At 61.0% G+C, this 21,508-nt stretch carries 17 protein-coding genes; 8 read left to right on the plus strand and 9 right to left on the minus strand.

Going from position 1 to position 21,508, the window contains the following annotated elements; genetic code table 11:
- Positions 1–10: 10 nt before the first annotated feature.
- Both ACFSJC_RS03850 and ACFSJC_RS03855 read right to left on the minus strand, forming a co-directional pair.
- Positions 11–1,090: an esterase/lipase family protein gene (locus tag ACFSJC_RS03850; protein WP_386023480.1), complete on the minus strand. Its 1,080-nt coding sequence runs from the start codon at positions 1,088–1,090 to the stop codon at positions 11–13.
- Between the two features lie 69 nt (positions 1,091–1,159).
- The gene (locus tag ACFSJC_RS03855) at positions 1,160–1,681 is read right to left on the minus strand and encodes a DUF7931 domain-containing protein (RefSeq protein WP_386023483.1); all 522 of its coding nucleotides are present in this window, start codon (positions 1,679–1,681) and stop codon (positions 1,160–1,162) included.
- Between the two features lie 448 nt (positions 1,682–2,129).
- Between ACFSJC_RS03855 and ACFSJC_RS03860 the strand changes: the two genes are divergently transcribed.
- Entirely contained in the window at positions 2,130–2,711 is a 582-nt protein-coding gene (locus ACFSJC_RS03860; RefSeq protein ID WP_386023486.1) for an OmpA family protein, read from the plus strand.
- 310 nt (positions 2,712–3,021) lie between these two features.
- Here the strand turns inward: ACFSJC_RS03860 and purB are convergent, their stop codons facing one another.
- The 4 genes from purB to mnmA form a co-directional block, all read right to left on the minus strand.
- A complete protein-coding gene (purB, locus tag ACFSJC_RS03865) occupies positions 3,022–4,389 on the minus strand; it encodes an adenylosuccinate lyase (RefSeq protein WP_386023489.1) in 1,368 nt (455 codons plus the stop codon).
- A gap of 349 nt (positions 4,390–4,738) precedes the next feature.
- Positions 4,739–7,402 carry an aconitate hydratase AcnA gene (gene acnA / locus ACFSJC_RS03870; RefSeq protein WP_386023492.1) on the minus strand — a complete coding sequence of 888 codons (2,664 nt, stop codon included), beginning with the start codon at positions 7,400–7,402 and terminating at the stop codon, positions 4,739–4,741.
- Between the two features lie 128 nt (positions 7,403–7,530).
- Positions 7,531–8,160 carry a high frequency lysogenization protein HflD gene (gene hflD / locus ACFSJC_RS03875; RefSeq protein ID WP_386023495.1) on the minus strand — a complete coding sequence of 210 codons (630 nt, stop codon included), beginning with the start codon at positions 8,158–8,160 and terminating at the stop codon, positions 7,531–7,533.
- Positions 8,161–8,283: 123 nt separating this feature from the next.
- Entirely contained in the window at positions 8,284–9,390 is a 1,107-nt protein-coding gene (mnmA, locus tag ACFSJC_RS03880) for a tRNA 2-thiouridine(34) synthase MnmA (protein WP_386023498.1), read from the minus strand.
- Positions 9,391–10,515: 1,125 nt separating this feature from the next.
- Between mnmA and ACFSJC_RS03885 the strand changes: the two genes are divergently transcribed.
- From ACFSJC_RS03885 to icd, 5 genes are all read left to right on the plus strand, one after another.
- Positions 10,516–11,580 (plus strand): hydrogenase small subunit, encoded by a 1,065-nt coding sequence (locus ACFSJC_RS03885; protein WP_386023501.1) that lies wholly within the window; start codon positions 10,516–10,518, stop codon positions 11,578–11,580.
- A gap of 69 nt (positions 11,581–11,649) precedes the next feature.
- On the plus strand, positions 11,650–12,300 hold the full coding sequence (locus ACFSJC_RS03890; protein WP_386023504.1) for a nitrate reductase: 651 nt from the start codon (positions 11,650–11,652) through the stop codon (positions 12,298–12,300).
- A complete protein-coding gene (locus tag ACFSJC_RS03895; protein WP_386023507.1) occupies positions 12,297–13,700 on the plus strand; it encodes a (Fe-S)-binding protein in 1,404 nt (467 codons plus the stop codon). The genes ACFSJC_RS03890 and ACFSJC_RS03895 overlap by 4 nt, the downstream gene beginning before the upstream one ends.
- Positions 13,697–15,427, plus strand: coding sequence for a nickel-dependent hydrogenase large subunit (locus tag ACFSJC_RS03900; RefSeq protein ID WP_386023510.1), 1,731 nt, complete (start codon positions 13,697–13,699; stop codon positions 15,425–15,427). Before ACFSJC_RS03895 ends, ACFSJC_RS03900 begins: the two co-directional genes overlap by 4 nt.
- Before the next feature lie 240 nt (positions 15,428–15,667).
- Positions 15,668–16,924: an NADP-dependent isocitrate dehydrogenase gene (gene icd / locus ACFSJC_RS03905; RefSeq protein WP_386023513.1), complete on the plus strand. Its 1,257-nt coding sequence runs from the start codon at positions 15,668–15,670 to the stop codon at positions 16,922–16,924.
- A gap of 92 nt (positions 16,925–17,016) precedes the next feature.
- Here the strand turns inward: icd and ACFSJC_RS03910 are convergent, their stop codons facing one another.
- Positions 17,017–17,223: a cold-shock protein gene (locus ACFSJC_RS03910; RefSeq protein WP_007039024.1), complete on the minus strand. Its 207-nt coding sequence runs from the start codon at positions 17,221–17,223 to the stop codon at positions 17,017–17,019.
- Positions 17,224–17,505: 282 nt separating this feature from the next.
- Between ACFSJC_RS03910 and clpS the strand changes: the two genes are divergently transcribed.
- Together clpS and clpA are read left to right on the plus strand one after the other, a co-directional pair.
- Entirely contained in the window at positions 17,506–17,829 is a 324-nt protein-coding gene (gene clpS, locus ACFSJC_RS03915) for an ATP-dependent Clp protease adapter ClpS (protein ID WP_386023516.1), read from the plus strand.
- 84 nt (positions 17,830–17,913) lie between these two features.
- Positions 17,914–20,187 carry an ATP-dependent Clp protease ATP-binding subunit ClpA gene (clpA, locus tag ACFSJC_RS03920; RefSeq protein WP_386023519.1) on the plus strand — a complete coding sequence of 758 codons (2,274 nt, stop codon included), beginning with the start codon at positions 17,914–17,916 and terminating at the stop codon, positions 20,185–20,187.
- 219 nt (positions 20,188–20,406) lie between these two features.
- Here the strand turns inward: clpA and infA are convergent, their stop codons facing one another.
- Both infA and ACFSJC_RS03930 read right to left on the minus strand, forming a co-directional pair.
- A complete protein-coding gene (gene infA, locus ACFSJC_RS03925) occupies positions 20,407–20,625 on the minus strand; it encodes a translation initiation factor IF-1 (protein ID WP_007039021.1) in 219 nt (72 codons plus the stop codon).
- 114 nt (positions 20,626–20,739) lie between these two features.
- Positions 20,740–21,498 carry an arginyltransferase gene (locus tag ACFSJC_RS03930; protein ID WP_386023824.1) on the minus strand — a complete coding sequence of 253 codons (759 nt, stop codon included), beginning with the start codon at positions 21,496–21,498 and terminating at the stop codon, positions 20,740–20,742.
- Positions 21,499–21,508 lie beyond the last annotated feature (10 nt).

Raw genomic sequence — 21,508 nt, forward strand, 5'->3', positions numbered from 1 at the left:
TGCTCCGAGATCAGTGGTCGCGTCTGGCGAGGGTCCAGCGTTCCAGCGTGTGCAGAATGGGGGCGATCGCTGGCGGTTGCGGGTCTCCAGCCCGTGAACGCAGCAATATCCTTCGGTGCGATCCCTCGACGAGGATCGGTGGCGCTGCGTTCGGAAGGCTGAGCGATGCGCGCGTGACGACCCCATCGCCCAGGCCCTTGTCGAGACTGGACCACCAGTCGCCCAGTCGTTTCGTCAACTCTTTCGATCCAAGCTCGCGCCCGATGGTCGCGAGGCTTTGTTCCATCGTTTCCGTGGGTCGCATCAGGCGTCCTCCGATCAGTTGGATGGGGATCGCCGCAGGCCAGGGTCGGGCGTTGAGCGTGTCGAGGAAATCGCTCCCGGGCCGCAGGTCGATCTTCGCCTCCCCAGTTCCGTCGCGTAGCGCCGAGAAGAGTGAAAAGCGCCGCTCGCGCTCGCCGCTCAGGTGATCGCGCAGTTCCAGCCAGACACGCAGTCGTGCCCACTCGGACCCATGATTCGGGGTGCCGACCAGAATGACGCCGAGAAGAGGGGGGCTTTGCACGCGAGTCGCTCCGGGGCTTGGTGTCAGCCAGGCCGTCACGAAGTCACGGATCACCAGTCCGCCCATGCTGTGTCCGATCAGCGCGATAGGCCGGTCCTTTGGGAGCTGTGGCCAGAGTTTCGCGAGGTATTGGGTGCTCTGATCGACGCCCTGGTCGTTCGGATAGCGGAATTCCCAGACGCTCAGGTCCGCCTTGTCGAGTGCGGGGATGAGGTCGTCCCAGATGGTGCCTGGCTCGTCCAGACCGTGGACCAGTAGAACCCGTGCGGGCGTTTCGGGTGTCGCGGGGCGTCGTTCGATGAGCCCATACCAGCTATCCCGCTCGATCGACATGGACTCTGGAAACAGCTGTTCGAGCTGCTGGTGGACGAAGACGCGCAGTGCCCGCTCTTGTCGAGGATGGGCCTCGGCCCACCAGGTCCATCCCAGGGTGGAGGCCCCGATCGCGAGGATGCTGACGGCCGTCAGCCGTCGCCATCCGAGGCGCCCGATCGCGCTTCTGGGTGTGGAGTGTTGCGTGTGCATGGTACGTTGGCTCGGGCGGGATGTTCGCAAAAAGATTGAAACGGCGAGGGCGTCGACATCGGCGGCAGGTCACAGGAAGAGGCGTCGCATCTCCGTGTCTGGGTTGCTGCGCTCCCACATCTGCTCGAAATCCATCCGTAGGAGGCGCGAGTCCTGAGGGTTGTCGAAATCGGCGACGGCCTCCATGGTATCGGCTAGACGCCGTCGTATATAGCCGCGCTCGTCCGCGATCAGGAAGGCGTCGAGCCGTTCGCGGTCGTCTTCGCAGACGCACTGGATGGCGATGCGGGAGGTGAGCCTTCGGCTCAGTTCGATCAGACGATGACCGGTGCCTGTCGCCTTGCGTGTGTCGAATAGAAGAATCCGAACGCAGATCGACGGGCGATGCAGGGCGAGCCGTCTAACGCCATCGAGAAATGGCTGGCTGTCATAGAGTTGGGGGTCGAAGTTTCGGCCGAACAGCAGGAGTTCTCGGCGCGACTGAGTCGCCATGAGGGCGCTGGCATGTCGGATCAGATTGCTTCGATCGAGCGTTATCGCCCCTTTCGAGGCCCCGAGGATGCGGTCGTCGAGAGCGGACTCTAGCTGCATGGATCGGTTCCGCGTGAAAACATTGGGATGGGCGGTTGTTGCCGATACCTGAAAATGCTTGCCGTCACCCGCCGCTTCAATGCCTCGCTTGCGGTGTCTGTTGTGAAATGGTGACGGCTTTCAATGCCGGTTTGTGTGCGCTGAAGGCTGCTGGCAGCGCGTTTGGTTGGCTTCTTGTTGTATCGGTATAACGATCGTTGTAAATATACATCTAAACTATAAAAAAGTTGCACTTATGTTCCTGTTGTGGGCTAAAATGTCTGTGTCCCAAGAGCGGTCGACCTATCGCCGCCCGCACCCAATTATTTTGGATTTCAGTTTCGGGAGAGCGGGATTGCGGCGCTAAAGAAAAAATCACGACGCTGTTGTTTTTTACTGACGTGCATTTCAGCGATAAGCCAGGATTCCCGATTCGATCCTCTCCACCCACCTGAACAGGAAACAAAAGATGCGCAAACAAAAGAACACTTTACGCCTTGCCTCGCTGGCGGCTCCGTTCGCGGTGGCGGCGGTGCTGGCTGCCCCCATGGCCGTGAATGCGGGTGACTACAACAACGAGCATTTCTGGTCGGCCAAGCCGGAGGGCACGGCTTGGGTTACCAATTACGGCGAGTGCTGGCAGAGTCTGCACGGCCCGAACGATCTGGATCCTTGCGTGGCGCCCGCTCCGGTTCCGAAGGAATTCAATGTTCGTCTGAACTTCGAGTTCGACAAGTACCGGATCGAGAACATCGTCAACGATGGCGAACTGCAGCGTCTCGACAACTACATCGCACAGGTCAACGATACCCCGGTGCGCGAGAAGATCTCCCTGGTCGGTCACACCGATGCCAAGGGGTCCGAGGCCTACAACTATCAGCTGGGCATGCGTCGTGCCGAGACCGTGCATGACTACATGATCAGCCGTGGCATTCCTGCCGAGGACATCATGTCCGTCGAGAGTCGTGGTGAGCTCGACATGCTGCCTGGCGTCGACATCTACTCCGTCGAGCAGCGTCGCGTGACCATCAAGGCCGATTACGACGATTGATCCTCGGTGAAACTGGAGGCCGCCGCGTGCGCCGCATCCTTCGCGGCGTGAGTGCGGCCTCCAGCTTGGCGCCGACCCATGTCGCCGGCGCCAGAAGACGTATCGCAGTACATCCCCGATTTTTTGGTATTTGGATCGTTTAAGGTCCAGTGCCAACTCTGGTCCAATGAGCCTCACCCCCCCCGACCGAGGCTTGTGGTAAGGCCGATCATGCCTTGGCATGATCGGCCTTTTTTATTGCCCTCGGAGATTCGATCGAGCTCGGCTTTTGGGTTGAGGCCGAGTGTGTCCGCTGTGGGTCGCGATCAGGCTAGATTTCGCGTGCGAGTCGAGCAGCCTCGCCCAGATAGGTGGCCGGCGTCATGGCGGCGAGCTGGGCCTTGGCCTCGGCGGGGATCTCGAGCGTTGCGACGAATTCGGCAAGCTCCTGCGGGCCGACGCGACGACCACGGGTCAGTTCCTTGAGCTTCTCGTAGGGTGATTCGACGCCATAGCGGCGCATCACCGTCTGGATCGGCTCGGCCAGCACCTCCCAGTTGGCGTCCAGGTCGGCGGCGAGACGCTCTGGGTCCGCCTCCAGCTTGCCGATGCCGCGCAGTGCCGAGGCGAGCGCGATCTGGGTGTGGGCCACGCCGACGCCCAGGTTGCGCAGCACGGTGGAGTCGGTCAGGTCGCGCTGCCAGCGCGAGATGGGCAGCTTGCGGCCCAGGTGCTCGAGCACCGCGTTGGCGATGCCCAGGTTGCCCTCGGCGTTCTCGAAATCGATGGGGTTGACCTTGTGCGGCATGGTTGAGGATCCGACCTCGCCGGCGATGGTGCGCTGCTTGAAGAAGCCGACCGAGATATAGCCCCAGATGTCGCGGCAGAAGTCGATCAGGATGATGTTGAAGCGGGCGATGGCGTCGAACAGCTCGGCCATGTAGTCGTGCGGCTCGATCTGGGTCGTGTAGGGATTCCAGGTCAGCCCCAGCGATTCGACGAACTCGCGCGAAAAGGCGGCCCAGTCGATCTCCGGATAGGCGGCGCGATGGGCGTTGTAGTTGCCGACGGCACCGTTGATCTTGCCCAGGAGCGCGACCTCGGCGATCCGCGCGCGCTGTGAGCGCAGTCGCTGGACCACGTTGGCCATCTCCTTGCCGAGCGTGGTCGGCGTTGCCGGCTGACCGTGGGTGCGCGAGAGCATGGGCAGGTCGGCGTAGCGATGCGCCAGGTCGCGGATCGCCCCGATGAGCTGGTCCATCTGCGGCAGCAGTTGCTCGTCGCGGCCGGCCCGGATCATGAGCCCGTGCGAGAGGTTGTTGATGTCCTCGGAGGTGCAGGCGAAATGGATGAACTCGCCGACCCGTGCCAGTTCGGCATTGTCCGCGATGCGTTCCTTGAGGAAGTATTCGACCGCCTTGACGTCGTGGTTGGTGGTGCGCTCGATCTCCTTGATGCGTTGCGCATGGCTGAGATCGAAGTCGTCGACGATCTGGTCGAGCCTTTGGTTGGCTTCGTCCGAGAAGGGCGGGACCTCGACGATCTGGGGATGGCGAGCCAATGCCTGGAACCAGCGCACCTCCACCTGGACGCGGCAGCGGATGAGTCCGTATTCGCTGAAGATGGCCCGCAGATCGGCGGTCTTGGACGCATAGCGTCCGTCCACCGGGGACACGGCGGTGAGGGTGGATAGCTCCATCGGCATGGATTGCTCCGGATTGTTCATGATCGTGATGGGTTGGGGCCGGTCCCGTGGGCTCTGGCCTCGATTCGGAAAGGGCTGAAGGCTGCCCCAGGATGTGTGGGAAAGCAAGAAGAAGGGGCTTGCTACCTGTTGCGGTCAGGCTACGAAATGAGCGGGCACTCCCGGATCGGGTAACGGCTGGCTGGGGACGCCGTGAATCCATCCCTGGAGGCTTGACGACGGCATCCATGCCGTCGACACCCCTGCCATCCGTCACCCGACCCTCTGTCGGGAGCCAGGTTCCGAGCTAGCGTAGGGCGCAATAGCGAAGCGTATTGCGCCGCATGGCTCCTCGGAGATCCTCTTAGGCCGCCAGCTTGCGCAGGACGTAGTGCAGGATGCCCCCGTTGCGGTAGTAATCCACCTCGTTCGGGGTGTCGATCCGGACCTTGGCCGTGAAGGACTTCACCGAGCCGTCGGCGGCGGTCGCCTTGACCTCGACCTGCTTGGCCTCGCCGTTCTCGAGTCCGACGATGTCGAAGCTCTCGGTGCCGGTCAGACCGAGCGACTGGGCGGTGTCGCCATTGATGAACTCGAGCGGCAGGATGCCCATGCCGACTAGGTTGGAGCGGTGGATGCGCTCGTAGCTCTCGGCGATGACGGCGCGCACGCCCAGCAGACGCGGCCCCTTGGCGGCCCAGTCGCGCGAGGAGCCCGAGCCGTATTCCTTGCCGGCGATGACGATGGCCGGGGTGCCCTCGGCCTGGTACTGCATGGCCGCGTCGTAGATGGACATCTGTTCGCCGCTCGGCTGGTGCAGGGTGACGCCGCCCTCGGTGCCCGGCGCCATGAGGTTGCGCAGGCGGATGTTGGCGAAGGTGCCGCGCATCATTACCTCGTGGTTGCCGCGGCGCGAGCCCAGGCTGTTGAAGTCCTTGGGGTCCACGCCCTTCTCGATCAGGTACTTGCCTGCGGGGGAGTCGGGCTTGATGGTGCCGGCGGGCGAGATATGGTCGGTGGTGATGGAGCGGCCGAGCAGTGCCAGACAGCGCGCGCCCTGGATGTCCTCGACCGGGGCCACGTCCAGGGTCATGCCCTGGAAGTAGGGCGGGTTCTGGATGTAGGTGGAGTCCGCGGGCCAGTCGTAGGTCTGGGTCTCGGCGGCGGCCAGGGACTGCCAGCGCGCGTCGCCGCTGAAGACGTCGGCGTAGGCGGTGGTGAACTCGTCCGGGGTGACGAACTCGGAGATCGCCTGGGTGACCTCGTCCTGGCTCGGCCAGATGTCCTTGAGGTAGACGGGGTTGCCCTGGGCGTCATGCGTCAGGGGATCCTTGAAGGGATCGATGTCGATACGGCCGGCGATGGCGTAGGCGACGACCAGCGGCGGGCTGGCCAGATAGTTCATGCGCACCTCGGCGTGCACCCGGCCCTCGAAGTTGCGGTTGCCCGAGAGGATGGAGACGGCGCAGAGGTCGTTGTCAGCGATCGCGTTGGAGATCGGTTCGGGCAGCGGGCCCGTGTTGCCGATACAGACGGTACAGCCGTAGCCGACGTTGTGGAAGCCGAGCGCCTTGAGCGGCTCGGTTAGCCCAGCGCGGTCCAGATAGCGGGTGACCGCCATGGAGCCGGGACCGAAGGCGGTTTTGACCCAGGGGGCGCGCTTCAGGCCCAGCTCGGCGGCCTTCCTGGCGACCAGGCCGGCGGCGATCAGCACGCTCGGGTTCGAGGTGTTGGTGCAGGAGGTGATGGCGGCGACCACGATGGAGCCGTCGGAGATCTCGACCTCCTCGCCGTCGATCACGGCCTTGGCCGGGCCTTTGCTCGGGATGTTGCGCTCCTGCTTGAGCGATTCGAGGGCGGCCGGGAAGTGGCTGGCCATCTCGGACAGCTCGACGCGGTCCTGGGGACGCTTGGGGCCGGCGAGCGAAGGAACGACGTCGCCGAGATCGAGTTCGAGCGTCTCGGAGTAGTCGGCCTCGGCGGCGTCGGCGGTGTGCCACACGCCCTGCGCCTTGCAGTAGGCCTCGACCAGTGCGAGCTGCTCCTCGCTGCGGCCGGTCAGGCGCAGATAGTCGAGGGTGATCTGATCGATGGGGAAGAGGCCGCAGGTGGCGCCGTACTCGGGACCCATGTTGGCGATGGTGTTGCGCTCGCCCATCGGCAGGCTGCTGATGGCCGGGCCGTAGAATTCGACGAACTTGCCGACCACGCCGTGCTGGCGCAGACGCTCGACGATGGTGAGCACCAGGTCGGTCGCGGTGACGCCTTCCTTGAGGGTGCCGGTCAGCTTGAAGCCGACGACTTTGGGTACGAGCATGGAGATCGGCTGGCCCAGCATGGATGCCTCGGCCTCGATGCCGCCGACGCCCCAGCCCAGCACGCCGATGCCATTGACCATGGTGGTGTGCGAGTCGGTGCCGACGCAGGTGTCGAAGTAGGCCTGGGTCGTGCCGTCGAGCGGTTTGGGGAAGATGACGCGCGAGAGATACTCGACGTTGACCTGATGGACGATGCCGGTGTCGGGCGGAACGACCTTGAAGCCGTCGAGCGCGTTCTGGCCCCATTTGAGGAACTGATAGCGCTCTTTGTTGCGGCTGAACTCGAGCTCGGCGTTGAGACCGAAGGCGGAATCGGATCCGAAATGGTCGACCTGGACCGAATGGTCGATGACCAGCTCGGCCGGCTGCAGCGGGTTGATCTTGCGCGGGTCGCCGCCGAGTGCGGCCATGGCGTCGCGCATGGCGGCGAGATCGACCACTGCGGGCACGCCGGTGAAGTCCTGCATCAGCACGCGGGCGGGGCGGTACTGGATCTCCTTGGCCGGCTCGGCCTGGGAGTCCCATTGGCTGAAGAATTCGATGTCCTGGCGCGTGACGGTCACGCCATCCTCGTTCCGGAGCAGGTTCTCGAGCAGGATCTTCAGCGAGTAGGGTAGCCGCTCGGCGCCCGGGACGGCATCGAGCTTGAAGATCTCGTAATCCTGGCCAGCGACGTTCAGGTTGGTCTTGGCATTGAAGCTGTTGGGCATCTAAAAGGCTCCGGACTGGTTCGCGTGATTCGGTGCAGCCCGAAATTTTACCGTTCTACTCGGTTGTACGCCACATGCTGCGGTGCAGTAGGCGAGGATGTTTATCGTGCGACCCGGATGCTCGCCGTTCATTCGTTCGTTTGAGCGGCGAGATAGCGTCGGGCATCCGCTAGAATCTGTCTGTTTTTGAAAAGGATCTGCCAGCGCGAGCCGCCGATCTGACGCCAAAGCACGGCGGATCTCACGCCCGCTAGCAGCAGTGCGCGGATACGGTTCTGATTGTCCGGGTTTTGCAGATGGAGCGATTCGCCTCGGATGATGATGCGGGGTTCGAGTCTGCTGAGCGTTTCGCTGTAGAGTTCGGCGAAATGGGCCAGGAGATTGGGGTGCAGTGGCCCGAAATGCTCCTGCTTGACCTTGGCCTCGGCGACACCTTCGCTGAGGCGGTCCAGCAGCTTCGGCCGCTGTGCCAAGCTGCGCTCCAACTTGATCAGTTGTACGACATAGCGGGTCAGCTCCAGGTTGCGCTCCGGCTGGCCGGTCAGTTGGGCGACCAGCTGACGCATTCCGCTTGCGATCGCACCGGGCGCTCCGAAAACGGTCTCCACATTGGCGGCATCGATCTGGAAGAGGCTGTGGATGCAGGGCGCCATGGCATCCGTATCCGTGTCCCCCGTGCGCGCGATCTGTATGACGCAGGTGACGGCTTGATAGATGCCTGCGAGCGCGACGACGCGCTCCAGATTGTCACGAGGCATTGGCTTTGAATCTCCAGCAGGTTGGCTCTTGCCCCATTTGAACGCGAAGCCGGGGTGAGCGCCAGATCTTGCCGGCGGCAGGATTGATGGTGGACATGGAATCGATGCATCTCGGGAGGGAGGTCATGCCGCGCGCTCGATGACGGCACCCCCGAGGCATTCGTCCCCATCGTAGAAGACGACCGACTGACCGGGAGTGATGGCGCGCTGGGGGGCGTCGAAGCCGACGCGGCAGCCGGTCGCGTCGACCTCCAGCAGGGTACAGGATTGCAGCGGCTGTCGATGACGCAGCCTCGCACGGCATCGATAGGGTGTTCGAGGGGCCTGCCCGCTAATCCAGTGGGGTCTGAGTGCATGGAGTTCACGGGACATGAGCAGCGGGTGCGCGTCGTCCTGTACGACCACCAGTCTGTTTCGGGTGACATCCTTGACGGCCACGTACCAAGGGGCCTCGCGGCCTCCTGCGATGCCGCCGATCCCCAACCCCTGGCGCTGACCGATGGTGTAATAGGCCAGTCCCTGATGCTCTCCGAGTAGGACGCCCTCGGGGGTTTCGATCGGGCCAGGGGCGCGCGGCAGGAATCGCTCCAGGAAGTCTTTGAACCGGCGTTCCCCAATGAAGCAGATCCCCGTGCTGTCCTTCTTCTGTGCATTCGCGAGTCCGAGGTCGCGGGCGATCCGCCGGACCTCGGGCTTAGTGATGTCCGCCAACGGAAAGCATGCATGGGCAAGCTGAGTCTGGTTCAGAAGATGCAGGAAATAGGTTTGATCCTTACCCTCGTCGGCGCAGAGTCGCAGATGTTGACCGTTCTCGTCCCGTGTCAGCCGCGCATAGTGACCCGTTGCGATCGCTTCGGCGCCGAGCCCCAGCGCATGATCGAGAAAGGCCGCGAATTTGATCTCTCGGTTGCAAAGCACGTCCGGGTTCGGGGTGCGCAGCGCGCGGTACTCGGCGAGGAAATACTCGAAGACATGATCCCAGTATTCGGTCGCGAAATTCACCGTATGGAGTCGGATATCGAGTCGTTCGGCCACCGCGCGGGCATCGGCTAGGTCTTCGGCGGCCGCGCAATAGCCTTCCTCGTCGTCTTCTTCCCAGTTTTTCATGAAGAGGGCTTCGACTTCATGTCCTTCTTCCTTGAGCAGGTGAGCGGCGACCGCTGAGTCGACGCCTCCTGAGAGTCCAACGATGATGCGGTGCTGTGATGTGGTGCGGGTTCTGGCTGTCATGAAAGGCGTCTAATGGAGTCTGCCGCCGAAAGCGAGGAGTGCGGTCGTGGGTGCGTTGAAGGCCGAGCATCCTGAACTATGGATCGGGCGAGATCCAGTCTTTGTGCAAAGTCTGGATCCAAAGGGGCGCAGACTTGGTTGCTTGAAGCAAATATTAGAATAGTCTAATATTTTAAATGTCGGGTGGATGCCGCCCATGTCGCGCTTCGTTCGGTTTTCCTTGTGACCCTAGTTTAATCCTATGGAGTTCCTGATCGTGAAAGCCCTAACCATTCTCAAGGCCCTGACTCTGAGCGAGATCCTTTCGATCGCCCTCGTTCTTGGCCTGCCCATGATGTTCCTCTACGGTCTCGTTGCCTGAAGATTTCGGCTGCGTCCGAAGTTTACTTCCAACGCCTGATCGACCTGCGACTCGAAGACCGCCTTCTTCGAGTCGTTTTTTTCAGAGTCCATATGGATGGATTCAAGCTCGACTCCTCGCGTTTCTTTTTTCGTCCTGCCTTTTGAAACGCCATCGAAGTCGATCGGCTTCCCGCTGTTTCAGCCTCGATCCTCGTTCTGGTGCTTTTGGCGCTAGGTGTCTGCTATTTCACTAGTTTGCGAATTTCAGCAAATTCAAATGAATTTACGGATGCTCTAAATCTGTTGCGCATTGATTTATTGCGCCGCTGTGGATCGTTCTTTTGATGGCCGTTATTGACTGATGAACTTTTGGTGTGTGGCGGTTCTGTTTTGATATGGTTAATTTAGATTATTCTAATAAAATCGTTTTGTTTGATATTCTTTTTTTATCATTGGTTTGCGTTTTTTAATTCTGTGGCATGTTGATCTATGTCAAATGACTTTTCGAGTCGCGCATGTTTATATCTGTGTGCGATAAAGGTTTTCGGATGATGGTGTCGACGCGTTCTTTGTTTTTCGCGTTTTGTGCGAATTAGAGGGCGGGATAGGGTTTTCGAGCGTCTGATCGAGCGCTTTTTTGGTTGTTTGGGTGTTATTGATCTTTGCGGGTTTTATATTAAATGAATTGGTTATTGCATTGTTCAATGTAATGCGGCTTGAGGTCGAAAATGACCCTGGCTGAAAATTGGATGATCATCATTAGAAAGGACGACGGAGGATGCGATGACAAGCGGAGAAACCCTGGGTGAATTTCTAGGGCGCCAGGGCGTGAGTCGCAGGGCTTTTCTCAAGTTCTGCTCCGCCATGACCTCAATGATGGCGTTGCCTGCCGCGAGCGTTTCGGCGCTGGCCGACGCATTGGAACAGGCTCGCCGTCCCTCGGTGATCTGGCTTTCCTTTCAGGAGTGCACCGGATGCACCGAGGCGCTGACCCGCTCCAACACGCCGAGCATTGAAGGACTCATCTTCGATTTCATCTCGCTCGACTATCACCACACCCTGCAGGCGGCCTCGGGCGCGGCGGCGGAGGCGGCCCGTGAACAGGCGATGCATGAGAACGCCGGCCAGTATCTGTTGCTGGTCGACGGGGCGATCCCGTCGGTCAAGGCCTATTCCACCATCGCCGGAATCAGCAATCTCGACATGCTGACCGAAAGCGCGGCCGGCGCCGCCGCGATCATCGCGATCGGGACCTGCGCGGCCTACGGGGGGCTGCCCAAGGCGGCGCCCAATCCCACGGGTGCGATGTCGGTGGAGGAGATCATCACGGATCGTCCGATCGTCAATATCCCCGGTTGTCCGCCGCTGCCGCTCGCCATCACGGGCCTGATCGCGCATTACCTGACGATGGGTTCCATGCCCGAGTTGGATCGGCTTGGGCGCCCGCTGGCCTTCTACGGCGAAAACGTTCACGACCGCTGCTACCGCCGCCCCTTCTATGATCGGGGTCTGTTCGCGGAGACCTTCGATGATGAGGGTGCCCGTCGGGGTTGGTGTCTCTACAAGTTGGGGTGCCAGGCCCCTGAGACCTACAACGCTTGCGCGCAGGTCAAGTGGAATCAGGGAACGAGTTTCCCGATCCAGTCCGGGCACGGATGCATCGGTTGTTCCGAGCCGAATTTCTGGGACAAGGGCGGCATCTACGATTCGGTCGCCATGGGACAGTTCGGCAGCGGGCCGAAGATTGCGGTCGCGGCCTCGGTCGGGGCCGTTGCCGGTGCCGGTGCGGCGCTGCTTGCACGCGATAAGAAGCATAAAACAGAGACGAAGCTGCATTCGGACGAATGACCCGAGTGCGGGTTGCATACGTCCGGACGATTCATTCGTCCGCCAAAAAACTCAGGAGGAGAACGACACATGACCCTGTTGGATTTCGCACGAGGGCCGGCGATCCATTGGTCCCTCATCATCATGGCGACTGGAACCATTTGGCGTCTGCTCGGCGTTCTGGTGCTGACGCGCGGGGCCGATCTGTCCCGTCCGAGGGATGCCTTCGGCAACTTCAAGGGCTATCGAACCGTTTTCAGTCGCGCCTGGCCGAGCGGCGAATTCACGACCGCGACGCGTTATCAGACGGCCATGGCCTATGTCTTCCACCTGGCCACGCTGGTCGTGGTGATCGGGATCGTCCCGCACATCGAGTTCATCACCCGTTTGACCGGGGCCTCCTGGCCAGGCTTGCCGAATGCCGTTGGAGTCGGAGCCGGAGTCCTGGCCCTGGCGTCCCTGCTCGCGCTCATCGCCCGGCGCATGTCGAAGCCGGCTGTCTATTGCTCCAACTGGGGAGACTATCTCTCTTGGATCCTGATGGCGGCACCTCTGGTGACAGGGCTGATGGCGTTCGCCCATTTGGGGCCGAGGTACGAAACCATGTTGGCTCTTCACATCCTGAGCGCAGCTTTGCTGTTCGCTTGGTTCCCCTTCGGGAAGCTGATGCATGCGGTCTGGTTCGTCTTTTCGCGCGCCCAGAGCGGTGTCGCCTATGCCCACAAGGGGGTCCGCATATGAGCAGCGTCGCTGTGCCGAAACGGATTTTTCCGACCTTCGATCAGGTTTTCCAGGGCTTCGCCTCCCAAATCGGGATGTTGCGCGAGATGGCGCCTCCCCCGAGTCTTCCCGAAACCGTGCGGGTGAGGAGGGCGATCGACACGCTGATCGCCGAGACAAACGCGGACGAGGCCGTGTGGCTGGAGAGCTGTATCCGCTGCGGTCAGTGCACCAACGCCTGTCACTTTTTCCAGGCTACCGGCGAGACCAAATACGCCCCGCTGCGCAAGATGAATCTCTATCGGCGGGTCTATCAGCGCGAGCTGGGGCCCTTTCGCTGGTGGTATCGGCTGGTGTTGAGTCCGGTCAAGCTGAGCGACCTCGAAGAGTTGCAGGAGCTGGTCTACGACTCGTGCTCTGAGTGCGGTCGCTGCACCATGGTCTGTCCGATGGGAATCGACATCGCCTCGCTGGTGCACCACCAGCGAAGCGCGCTCGTGGCCGCAGAATTGGTACCGCCCGAACTGGCGGCCCTGCGCATGGAGCAGCTGCATCGCGGTACCGTGTTCGGGGCCTCCGCCGAGACATTGAAGCGCATGGTCGGCACCATCCGCGAGCAGGCCGGAATCGAGGTCCCGCTGGATCGCGAGCAGGCCGAGGTGATGGTTCTCAGCTCCGCCGTAGATCTGGTCGGCAACGGTCAGGGGCTGCTGGCGACGGCGAAGGTGATGAATCATCTGGGCGTCGATTGGACCCTCTGTAGCGATGGGTTCGAGAGCGCGAACTTTGGACTCTTGTCGGGTGATATGGCGCTGTGGAAAAAACAGGTCGATCCCATCGTCGCCGCCGCCCGGCGCATCGGCGCCAAGATGCTCGTCATCGCCGAGTGCGGCCATGCCTATCCGGCGCTGCGCTGGAACCCGATGCTCAAGGGCGGAGAGCTGCCGTTCGAGATGATGTACATGTCCGAGTTTCTGGGGCGTCAGGCCAAGGCCGGTCGGCTGAAGTTGACCCCGATCGAGGGTCGGATCACCTATCACGACCCCTGCAAGACCGGACGGCGTGGAGGGGCATTCGAGGAGCCGCGCGCCCTGCTCAAGGCGATGGATGCGGATTTCGTGGAGATGCCGGCCAACAGGGAATTCAATTGGTGCTGTGGCGGAGGCGCCGGCATCTTTCTGTTGGAGCGGGCGACGCATCTGCGCGACGCCTCGTTTCGAATCAAGATGCGGCAGGTCGATGCCACCGGCGCCGGCACGGTGGTGGTGAGCTGTGCCAGTTGCCGGCTCAATTTCGAGGCCGGTCGCCAGAAGAACCATTGGGGCACGCGGGTCGAGAGTCTGGTCGAGCTGGTCGCCGAGCATCTCGGGGATGAGCCGCGCACTGGCAGGGTGATGCCGATTCGGGGAGAGGCTGCATGAGCACAAGGTTAGTGGTCGATCCGGTGACCCGGATCGAGGGCCATCTGCGGATCGAGGCGCAGATGGATGGCAATCTGATCCAAAGCGCCTACTCGTCCGGCACCATGGTGCGCGGCATCGAACTGATCGTGCGCGACCGCGATCCGCGCGACGCCTGGGCCTTCGTTCAGCGCATCTGCGGTGTCTGCACCCTGGTGCATGGATTGGCTGGGGTCCGCGCCGTCGAAGATGCGCTCGACTATCCCATCCCACCCAATGCGGAGCTGATCCGCAATCTCATGGTGGGCGCTCAGTACGTGCATGACCATGTCATGCACTTCTATCACCTCCATGCGCTCGACTGGGTCGATGTCGTCTCCGCGCTGAGCGCAGATCCCAAGGCGACCTCCGAACTGGCCCAGTCCATCAGTCGCTATCCCAAGTCGTCACCGGGCTATTTCGGGGACGTCCAGCGGAAGCTGAAGGGATTCGTCGAGTCGGGTCAGCTCGGGATCTTCGCCAACGGCTATTGGGGGCATCCGGCCTACAGGCTGCCGCCAGAGGCCAATTTGACGGCGGTCGCCCACTATCTCGATGCGCTCGCCTGGCAGCGCGAGGTGGCGCAGCTTCATGCCATTTTCGGCGGCAAGAACCCGCATCCCAATCTGGTCGTGGGCGGCGTTCCCTGTGCCATCAGCATCGACTCTGGAAGCCAGGCAGGGACGGCGCTCGATATGGCTGGGCTGGAGCGGGTGCGTTCGCTCATCGCCGAGATGCATGCGTTTGTGGAACAGGTCTATCTGCCGGACACGGTTGCGATCGCGGGCTTCTACAAGGATTGGTTCCAGCAGGGCGAGGGCGTCGGCAATTTCATGTGCTACGGCGATTTTCCCGCCAAGGGCTTCGGCGATCGCAGCTCTTATCTGGTGCCTGGCGGTGTCATCCTTGATCGGAATCTCGCCGACATCCGCGAGGTCGACCTGAATGCCGAGGACGAGATCCAGGAATTCGTCTCGCGCTCCTGGTACGACTATGACGCCGGCAGGAACGCGGGGCTGCATCCCTACAGCGGCGAGACCGACTTCGATTACACCGGACCCGAGCCGCCCTACCAGCAGCTGGACGTTGACAACCAGTATTCGTGGCTCAAGTCACCCCGCTGGCGTGGCCGTCCCGTGGAGGTCGGGCCGCTGGCGCGGGTCCTGATGCTCTACGCGACCGGGCATACGCGGACCAAGGAACTGGCCGACGGCATGCTCGCCTCGCTCGATCTGCCGCTCGAAGCGCTCTATTCGACGATGGGCAGAACGGCGGCCAGGGCCTTGGAGACCCAGATCATGGTCGAGGCTATGGATGGCTGGTACGACCAACTGCTCGCCAATATTCGTGGCGGGGATCTGCGAACCTTCAACGAGACGCTCTGGGATCCCTCGACCTGGCCGTCCAAGGCCAAGGGGGTCGGCCATCTGGAGGCGCCGCGCGGTGCATTGGGGCATTGGATCGTCATTGAGGATGGTCGCACCGCCAACTATCAGGCCGTGGTACCCAGTACCTGGAACGCGGGTCCGCGTGACGCAAGCGGGCAACTTGGCCCCTATGAAGCCGCGCTTGAGGGGCATGCCCTGGCCGATGTGGATCGGCCGATCGAGATCCTGCGAACGGTGCACAGCTTCGACCCCTGTATCGCCTGCGCGGTCCATCTGACAGACCCGGATGGGGAGGAGGTGTTGAAGGTTCGCGTTCGCTGACTTGATTCCGTGGTCGGGCGGGGTTGCTCAAGCACGCGCCGAGCGGCGATCCAACGGCCGGTTCCCGCAATCGCGGGCTCGGTTTCGATAATGAATCGTCTGCGGCCTGGCCCTGGGAGGCCAGGTGTTAGGCTCTGTCTGGCGGGCTGGAGAGACGTGTGAGGGCGTCGGGCCTGCTCAAAAAGGCGGCAGGATGGTAGGATCACGCCTTTTCTCTCCACCGCCAACAGAGTGATGCACATGGCCTATCAGAAGATACAGATTCCGACCACGGGCGAAAAGATCCAGGTCAATTCCGACTTTTCCCTCAGTGTTCCCGATAAGCCGATCATCCCCTTCATCGAAGGTGACGGTATCGGTGTCGATATCACCCCGGTGATGCGCGCGGTGGTCGATGCGGCGGTCGAGAAGTCCTACGGCGGCAAGCGTCAGATCCAGTGGATGGAGATCTATGCCGGCGAGAAGTCGACTCGGACCTATGGCGAGGATGTCTGGTTGCCCGAGGAGACTATGGAAGCGGTCAGGGATTTCGTCGTGTCCATCAAGGGGCCGCTCACGACGCCGGTGGGTGGCGGCATCCGCTCGCTCAACGTGGCGCTGCGTCAGCAGCTGGATCTCTATGTCTGCCTGCGTCCGGTGCGTTATTTCAGTGGCACCCCCAGCCCGCTGAAGGAGCCCGAGCATACCGACATGGTCATCTTCCGCGAGAATTCGGAGGATATCTACGCGGGTATCGAATGGCAGCAGGGCAGTGCCGAGGCGCAACGCCTGGTCGATTTCCTGCGCAACGAGATGGGCGTCACCAAGATCCGCTTCCCCGAGACCTCCGGCATCGGCATCAAGCCGGTCTCCAAGGACGGCACCGAGCGCCTGGTCCGCAAGGCGATCCAGTATGCTATCGACAACGATCGTCCGTCGGTGACCTTGGTGCACAAGGGCAATATCATGAAATTCACCGAGGGCGCCTTCAAGGAATGGGGCTATGACCTGGCTAAGTCCGAGTTCGGTGCGGCCGAAATCGATGGCGGACCCTGGTGCAGCTTCAAGAACCCCAAAACCGGCCGTGAGATCGTCGTCAAGGATGTGATCGCCGATGCCTTCCTGCAGCAGATCCTGCTGCGCCCGAAGGAGTACTCGGTGATCGCTACGCTCAATCTCAACGGCGACTACATCTCCGATGCACTGGCGGCTCAGGTCGGTGGAATCGGCATGGCTCCGGGTGCCAACCTGTCCGATTCGGTCGCCATGTTCGAGGCGACCCACGGCACGGCGCCCAAATACGCAGGCAAGGATCAGGTCAACCCGGCCTCCCTCATCCTCTCGGCTGAGATGATGCTGCGTCACATGGGGTGGACCGAGGCGGCCGATCTCATCATCAAGGGTGTGGAAGGCGCGATCGCGGCCAAGACCGTGACCTACGACTTGCATCGTCTGATGGACGACGCCACCAAGCTGAGCTGCTCTGGATTCGGTGCGGCGGTGATCGGGAAGATGTAAGAGGCTGGCTCTCGCGCCGGGCCGGTTTGGCCTCGGCGCGAGAGCCGCATCCTGTCAGATGATGACCGGGTGGCCCGGCCTGGAATGGATGGTCAGCTGACGCGATGGACGTTGGCTGCGTGCAGCCCCTTCGGCCCCTCGCTCAATTCGAATTCGACCCTCTGTCCCTCCCTGAGTGTTTTGTAGCCTTCCATGTCGATCGACGAAAAGTGAACGAAAACGTCCTCTTCGCGTCCATCGGGTTGCACGAAGCCGTAGCCCTTAGCGTTATTGAACCATTTAACGACACCGGTGATCATTGACGCACTCCTCCTAGGGTTGCGGGGCTCTCGTTAGCGATAGTTATTCTTCTTCTGGCGCCATGCCTTGAATCCGGCAGTTGACACCACAACTCAGTAGTATAGTGAGTTGATTTCGCTGGTCAAATCGACTGATCGAGCGGTTTGCGAGAGGGGTGCTGGAGATGTTGGTGGGCGCTCGAACCCCCGTTTTTCCCGGTTGATTCGTTCAGGTGCGCGGTCTCGTTCCGGCTCTTGGAGGAGATCGAAGACCTGAATCAAATTTGACTAGAATCCGAGATCATGAGCAACGATATACCAGGCGAGGAACGCGACTCAGGACTCACTGTCCAAGAGGCGCGACCCAAGCTACGCCGTCCACCTTTGTTCAAGGTGTTGTTATTGAACGACGATTACACCCCGATGGAGTTCGTCGTTCTGGTTCTGGAGATCTTCTTCGCTATGAATCGTGAAAAGGCGACCCAAGTTATGCTGCATGTGCATACGCGTGGTGTCGGTGTCTGCGGTGTATTCACCAAGGATATCGCCGAAACCAAGGTCTCCCAGGTGAACGATTATGCGCGCACCAATCAGCATCCGCTGATGTGTACGATGGAAGAGGCTTGAGGTGTTGCCTGTAGACCGCTGTGCGGAAGCATGACAATGATTTTATAAACCCGGTTTCATAAACCCCCGCTTGGAATTAGGCCGATGCTGAGCAAAGAACTCGAATTTTCGCTAAACCGAGCCTTCAAGGAGGCTCGCGCAAAGCATCACGAATACATGACCGTCGAGCACATGTTGCTGTGTTTGCTGGACAATCCAACCGCAGCCAAGGTGCTGCGCGCCTGTGGCGCGGACTCAGATCGGCTACGCAAGGAGATTTCCTCTTTCATTGAGGAGACGACGCCGCTTATCCCTGAAAGCGAGGATCGGGATACCCAGCCCACGCTTGGGTTCCAGCGGGTTCTGCAGCGCGCGGTCTTTCATGTTCAATCGGCCGGGAAGAAGGAAGTCACGGGCGCCAATGTTTTGGTCGCGCTGTTCAGCGAACAGGATTCGCAGGCCGTCTACTTGCTCAATCAGCAGGACGTGACGCGTCTCGACGTAGTCAATTTCATCTCGCACGGGATCTCCAAGGTTCCGGGCGAGAGTCAAGAGGATGAGTCGCCTGGCGATGCCGACGAGGTTCGCGGTGAAGAGAAGGAGGGTGGCGGCTCTCCGCTCGAGAATTTCGCGACCAATCTGAACGAAATGGCTCGCCAAGGTCGTATCGACCCCCTGATCGGTCGAGCGAAGGAAGTGGAGCGCACCATTCAGATTCTCTGCCGGAGGCGCAAGAACAATCCCTTGTTCGTCGGTGAGGCCGGTGTTGGGAAGACGGCCATTGCCGAGGGGTTGGCCAAGAAGATCGTCGATGGCGAGGTGCCGGATGTGCTCGACGATGCGGTCATCTACTCGCTCGATCTAGGCGGCCTGGTTGCGGGCACCAAATATCGTGGCGATTTCGAGAAGCGTCTGAAATCGGTTCTGGCGCAGCTCAAGCGCCAACCCCAGGCGATTCTCTTCATTGACGAGATCCATACCATCATCGGCGCGGGTTCGGCGTCCGGTGGGGTCATGGATGCCTCCAATCTCATCAAGCCGGTCCTCGCGTCGGGAGATCTGCGCTGCATCGGGTCTACCACCTATCAGGAGTACCGGGGAATCTTCGAAAAGGATCGGGCCTTGGCGCGGCGTTTCCAGAAGATCGACGTCGAGGAACCGTCCGTCGAGGAAACGATCGAGATCCTCAAGGGGCTCAAATCGCGTTTCGAGGATCACCATCAGGTCAGCTACACCAATCCGGCGCTACGGGCGGCGGCCGAGCTGTCAAGCCGTCACATCAATGATCGGCATCTGCCCGATAAGGCGATCGATGTCATCGATGAAGCGGGCGCCTATGTCCAGCTGATGGCGCCCTCTAAGCGCAAAAAGCGGATCGACGTCGCCGATGTGGAGTCCATCGTCGCCAAGATGGCGCGTATTCCCTCGAAGCGGGTGTCGGCGTCTGATACGGAATCGCTGAAGAACCTGGATCGCAATCTCAAGATGGTCGTCTATGGTCAGGATCCGGCGATCGATGCGTTGGCGTCGGCGATTCGTATGAATCGCTCTGGACTGGTCAACGAGGGTAAGCCGATCGGCTCCTTCCTCTTCACGGGGCCGACCGGTGTTGGCAAGACGGAGGTGACGCGTCAGTTGGCCCGGATTCTCGGTATGGAGCTGTTGCGCTTCGACATGTCCGAGTATATGGAGCGCCATACGGTCTCGAGGTTGATTGGCGCGCCTCCCGGCTATGTTGGGTTCGATCAGGGCGGTCTGCTGACCGAGCAGGTCAACAAACATCCCCATTCGGTCCTGCTGCTCGATGAGATCGAGAAGGCGCATCCCGATGTCTTTAACCTGCTGCTGCAGGTCATGGACCACGGGACCTTGACCGACAACAATGGTCGCAAGGCCGATTTCCGCAATGTGGTGCTGGTAATGACCACGAATGCGGGGGCGGAGGAGACCTCGCGTCGCTCGATCGGGTTCACCGAGCAGGATCACTCGACCGATGGCATGGAGGCCTTGAAGCGTCACTTCTCGCCCGAATTCCGTAACCGTCTCGACGCTGTGGTGCAGTTCTCCTCACTGGCGGAGGAAACCATCCATAGCGTTGTCGACAAGTTCGTCTTCGAGCTCGAACAGCAGTTGGCGGAGAAGAAGGTGCAGCTGGTGGTCGATGCCGGTGTGCGCCACTGGCTGGCCGAGAAGGGGTACGACCCCAAGATGGGTGCCCGTCCCATGGCTCGGGTCATTCAGCAGCACATCAAGAAGCCCTTGGCGAATGCGCTTCTGTTCGGAGAGTTGGTCGGGGGAGGCACCGTGCGCGTTTGCGCGGACGGCGAGGAACTCTCGTTCGAGATCAATGGCGAGGTGTGCGATCTGGTCGGCGCCTGATCTGGCTGGCGGTTCCTGCGGGAGGGCGGTTCGGATGGTGCGTCGCTGGATTTAGTCCAGGCGCTCGAACGATCCGCAAGCATGCGGAGAATTGTCCGCCGTTTTTCCTGCAGGGAGCGAGGCCGCCATGGATGGCGGTTGCCAACCAAGTCTGCCGCATACCTGTGTTTTCGCGCCCTGGGCGAACCGACTCAGCCGAAGCGGCGCGGTATGCTGAGCCTATCTGGCTCGGTAGACGATGCGGCCCTTGGTCAGATCATAAGGTGTGAGCTCGACCGTGACTTTGTCGCCGGTGAGGATGCGGATGTAGTGCTTGCGCATCTTTCCGGAAATATGAGCGGTCACGTTGTGGCCGTTTTCCAGCTGGACTCGGAAGACCGTATTCGGCAAGGTCTCAGTGACCGTGCCTTCCATTTGAATGACGTCGTCTTTTGACATAGTGTGTTTTCTAGGTGAACAGCTCGGCTATCAAAGCCCACGGATTATATCACATCGGATTGGGTTCGCGGCATTTCATTCGAGGCTGCTGTCGTGCGATCTGTGAGCGGTGGGTCACTTGATGGCAGATCCTTCTCCGTTGCCGGGCGGGCGCCATTCCTGCCCATCCCACGCCTCGATCGGGCGAAAGTGTTTCTTGTACGCCATTTTTTTGCTGCCCGAGATCCAGTAGCCGAGATACAGATAGGGTAGGCCGATACGTCGCGTGAGCTCTATTTGCGCGAGCACGGCGAAGGTTCCGGGGGCTTGCGCGGACAGTTCTGGGTCGAAAAAGGTATAGACGGCGGAGAGGCCGCGCTCCAGTACGTCGGTTACGGCGACTCCGACAAGTCGTTCGTCCAACCGCAGTTCGACGAACTGGGTCCGTCCACCCCAGGGCTCGACCAGGAAGCGGCGATAGCTTTCTTCTGTCGCGTCTTCCGCCATGCTCCCATCGGGATGACGTCTTTCGAGATAACGCCGATAGAGCGCGAAGTGCTCCTCGTCGAATTCCGCCGGGCGTTCGCGGAGCAGTATCCTGGGGGCGTTCGACTTCCAGTTGCGCCGTTGCGAGCGATTCGGTGCGAAGCGATCGACCGGGATTCGCACCGGAATGCACTCGGTGCATCCTTTGCATGCAGGGCGGTAGACATGCGTCCCGCTGCGGCGGAATCCCTGATCGATCAGAGCCTGATAGGTTGAGCTGTCGATGCGGATGCTCGGATCGACGAAGAGCGTTCTGGCGAGCCGATCATCTAGGTAGGAGCACGCATGATCGGCGGTCGTGTACAGCGCGATGTGACGACCCTGTCGAGATCTATCATTCTGATTCATCATGAAATTA

It is taken from the genome of Thiorhodococcus fuscus, from assembly GCF_042682685.1.
GTDB lineage: Bacteria > Pseudomonadota > Gammaproteobacteria > Chromatiales > Chromatiaceae > Imhoffiella > Imhoffiella fuscus.

What these genes read in the sequence shown, in the direction of transcription:
- infA (WP_007039021.1), bottom strand. Translation starts at nt 20,625, where the DNA reads ATGTCAAAAGACGACGTCATTCAAATGGAAGGCACGGTCACTGAGACC.
- acnA (WP_386023492.1), bottom strand. Translation starts at nt 7,402, where the DNA reads ATGCCCAACAGCTTCAATGCCAAGACCAACCTGAACGTCGCTGGCCAG.
- purB (WP_386023489.1), bottom strand. Translation starts at nt 4,389, where the DNA reads ATGGAGCTATCCACCCTCACCGCCGTGTCCCCGGTGGACGGACGCTAT.
- ACFSJC_RS03885 (WP_386023501.1), top strand. Translation starts at nt 10,516, where the DNA reads ATGACAAGCGGAGAAACCCTGGGTGAATTTCTAGGGCGCCAGGGCGTG.
- ACFSJC_RS03895 (WP_386023507.1), top strand. Translation starts at nt 12,297, where the DNA reads ATGAGCAGCGTCGCTGTGCCGAAACGGATTTTTCCGACCTTCGATCAG.
- mnmA (WP_386023498.1), bottom strand. Translation starts at nt 9,390, where the DNA reads ATGACAGCCAGAACCCGCACCACATCACAGCACCGCATCATCGTTGGA.
- icd (WP_386023513.1), top strand. Translation starts at nt 15,668, where the DNA reads ATGGCCTATCAGAAGATACAGATTCCGACCACGGGCGAAAAGATCCAG.
- hflD (WP_386023495.1), bottom strand. Translation starts at nt 8,160, where the DNA reads ATGCCTCGTGACAATCTGGAGCGCGTCGTCGCGCTCGCAGGCATCTAT.
- ACFSJC_RS03930 (WP_386023824.1), bottom strand. Translation starts at nt 21,498, where the DNA reads ATGAATCAGAATGATAGATCTCGACAGGGTCGTCACATCGCGCTGTAC.
- ACFSJC_RS03855 (WP_386023483.1), bottom strand. Translation starts at nt 1,681, where the DNA reads ATGCAGCTAGAGTCCGCTCTCGACGACCGCATCCTCGGGGCCTCGAAA.
- clpA (WP_386023519.1), top strand. Translation starts at nt 17,914, where the DNA reads ATGCTGAGCAAAGAACTCGAATTTTCGCTAAACCGAGCCTTCAAGGAG.
- ACFSJC_RS03910 (WP_007039024.1), bottom strand. Translation starts at nt 17,223, where the DNA reads ATGATCACCGGTGTCGTTAAATGGTTCAATAACGCTAAGGGCTACGGC.
- ACFSJC_RS03900 (WP_386023510.1), top strand. Translation starts at nt 13,697, where the DNA reads ATGAGCACAAGGTTAGTGGTCGATCCGGTGACCCGGATCGAGGGCCAT.
- ACFSJC_RS03890 (WP_386023504.1), top strand. Translation starts at nt 11,650, where the DNA reads ATGACCCTGTTGGATTTCGCACGAGGGCCGGCGATCCATTGGTCCCTC.
- ACFSJC_RS03850 (WP_386023480.1), bottom strand. Translation starts at nt 1,090, where the DNA reads ATGCACACGCAACACTCCACACCCAGAAGCGCGATCGGGCGCCTCGGA.
- ACFSJC_RS03860 (WP_386023486.1), top strand. Translation starts at nt 2,130, where the DNA reads ATGCGCAAACAAAAGAACACTTTACGCCTTGCCTCGCTGGCGGCTCCG.
- clpS (WP_386023516.1), top strand. Translation starts at nt 17,506, where the DNA reads ATGAGCAACGATATACCAGGCGAGGAACGCGACTCAGGACTCACTGTC.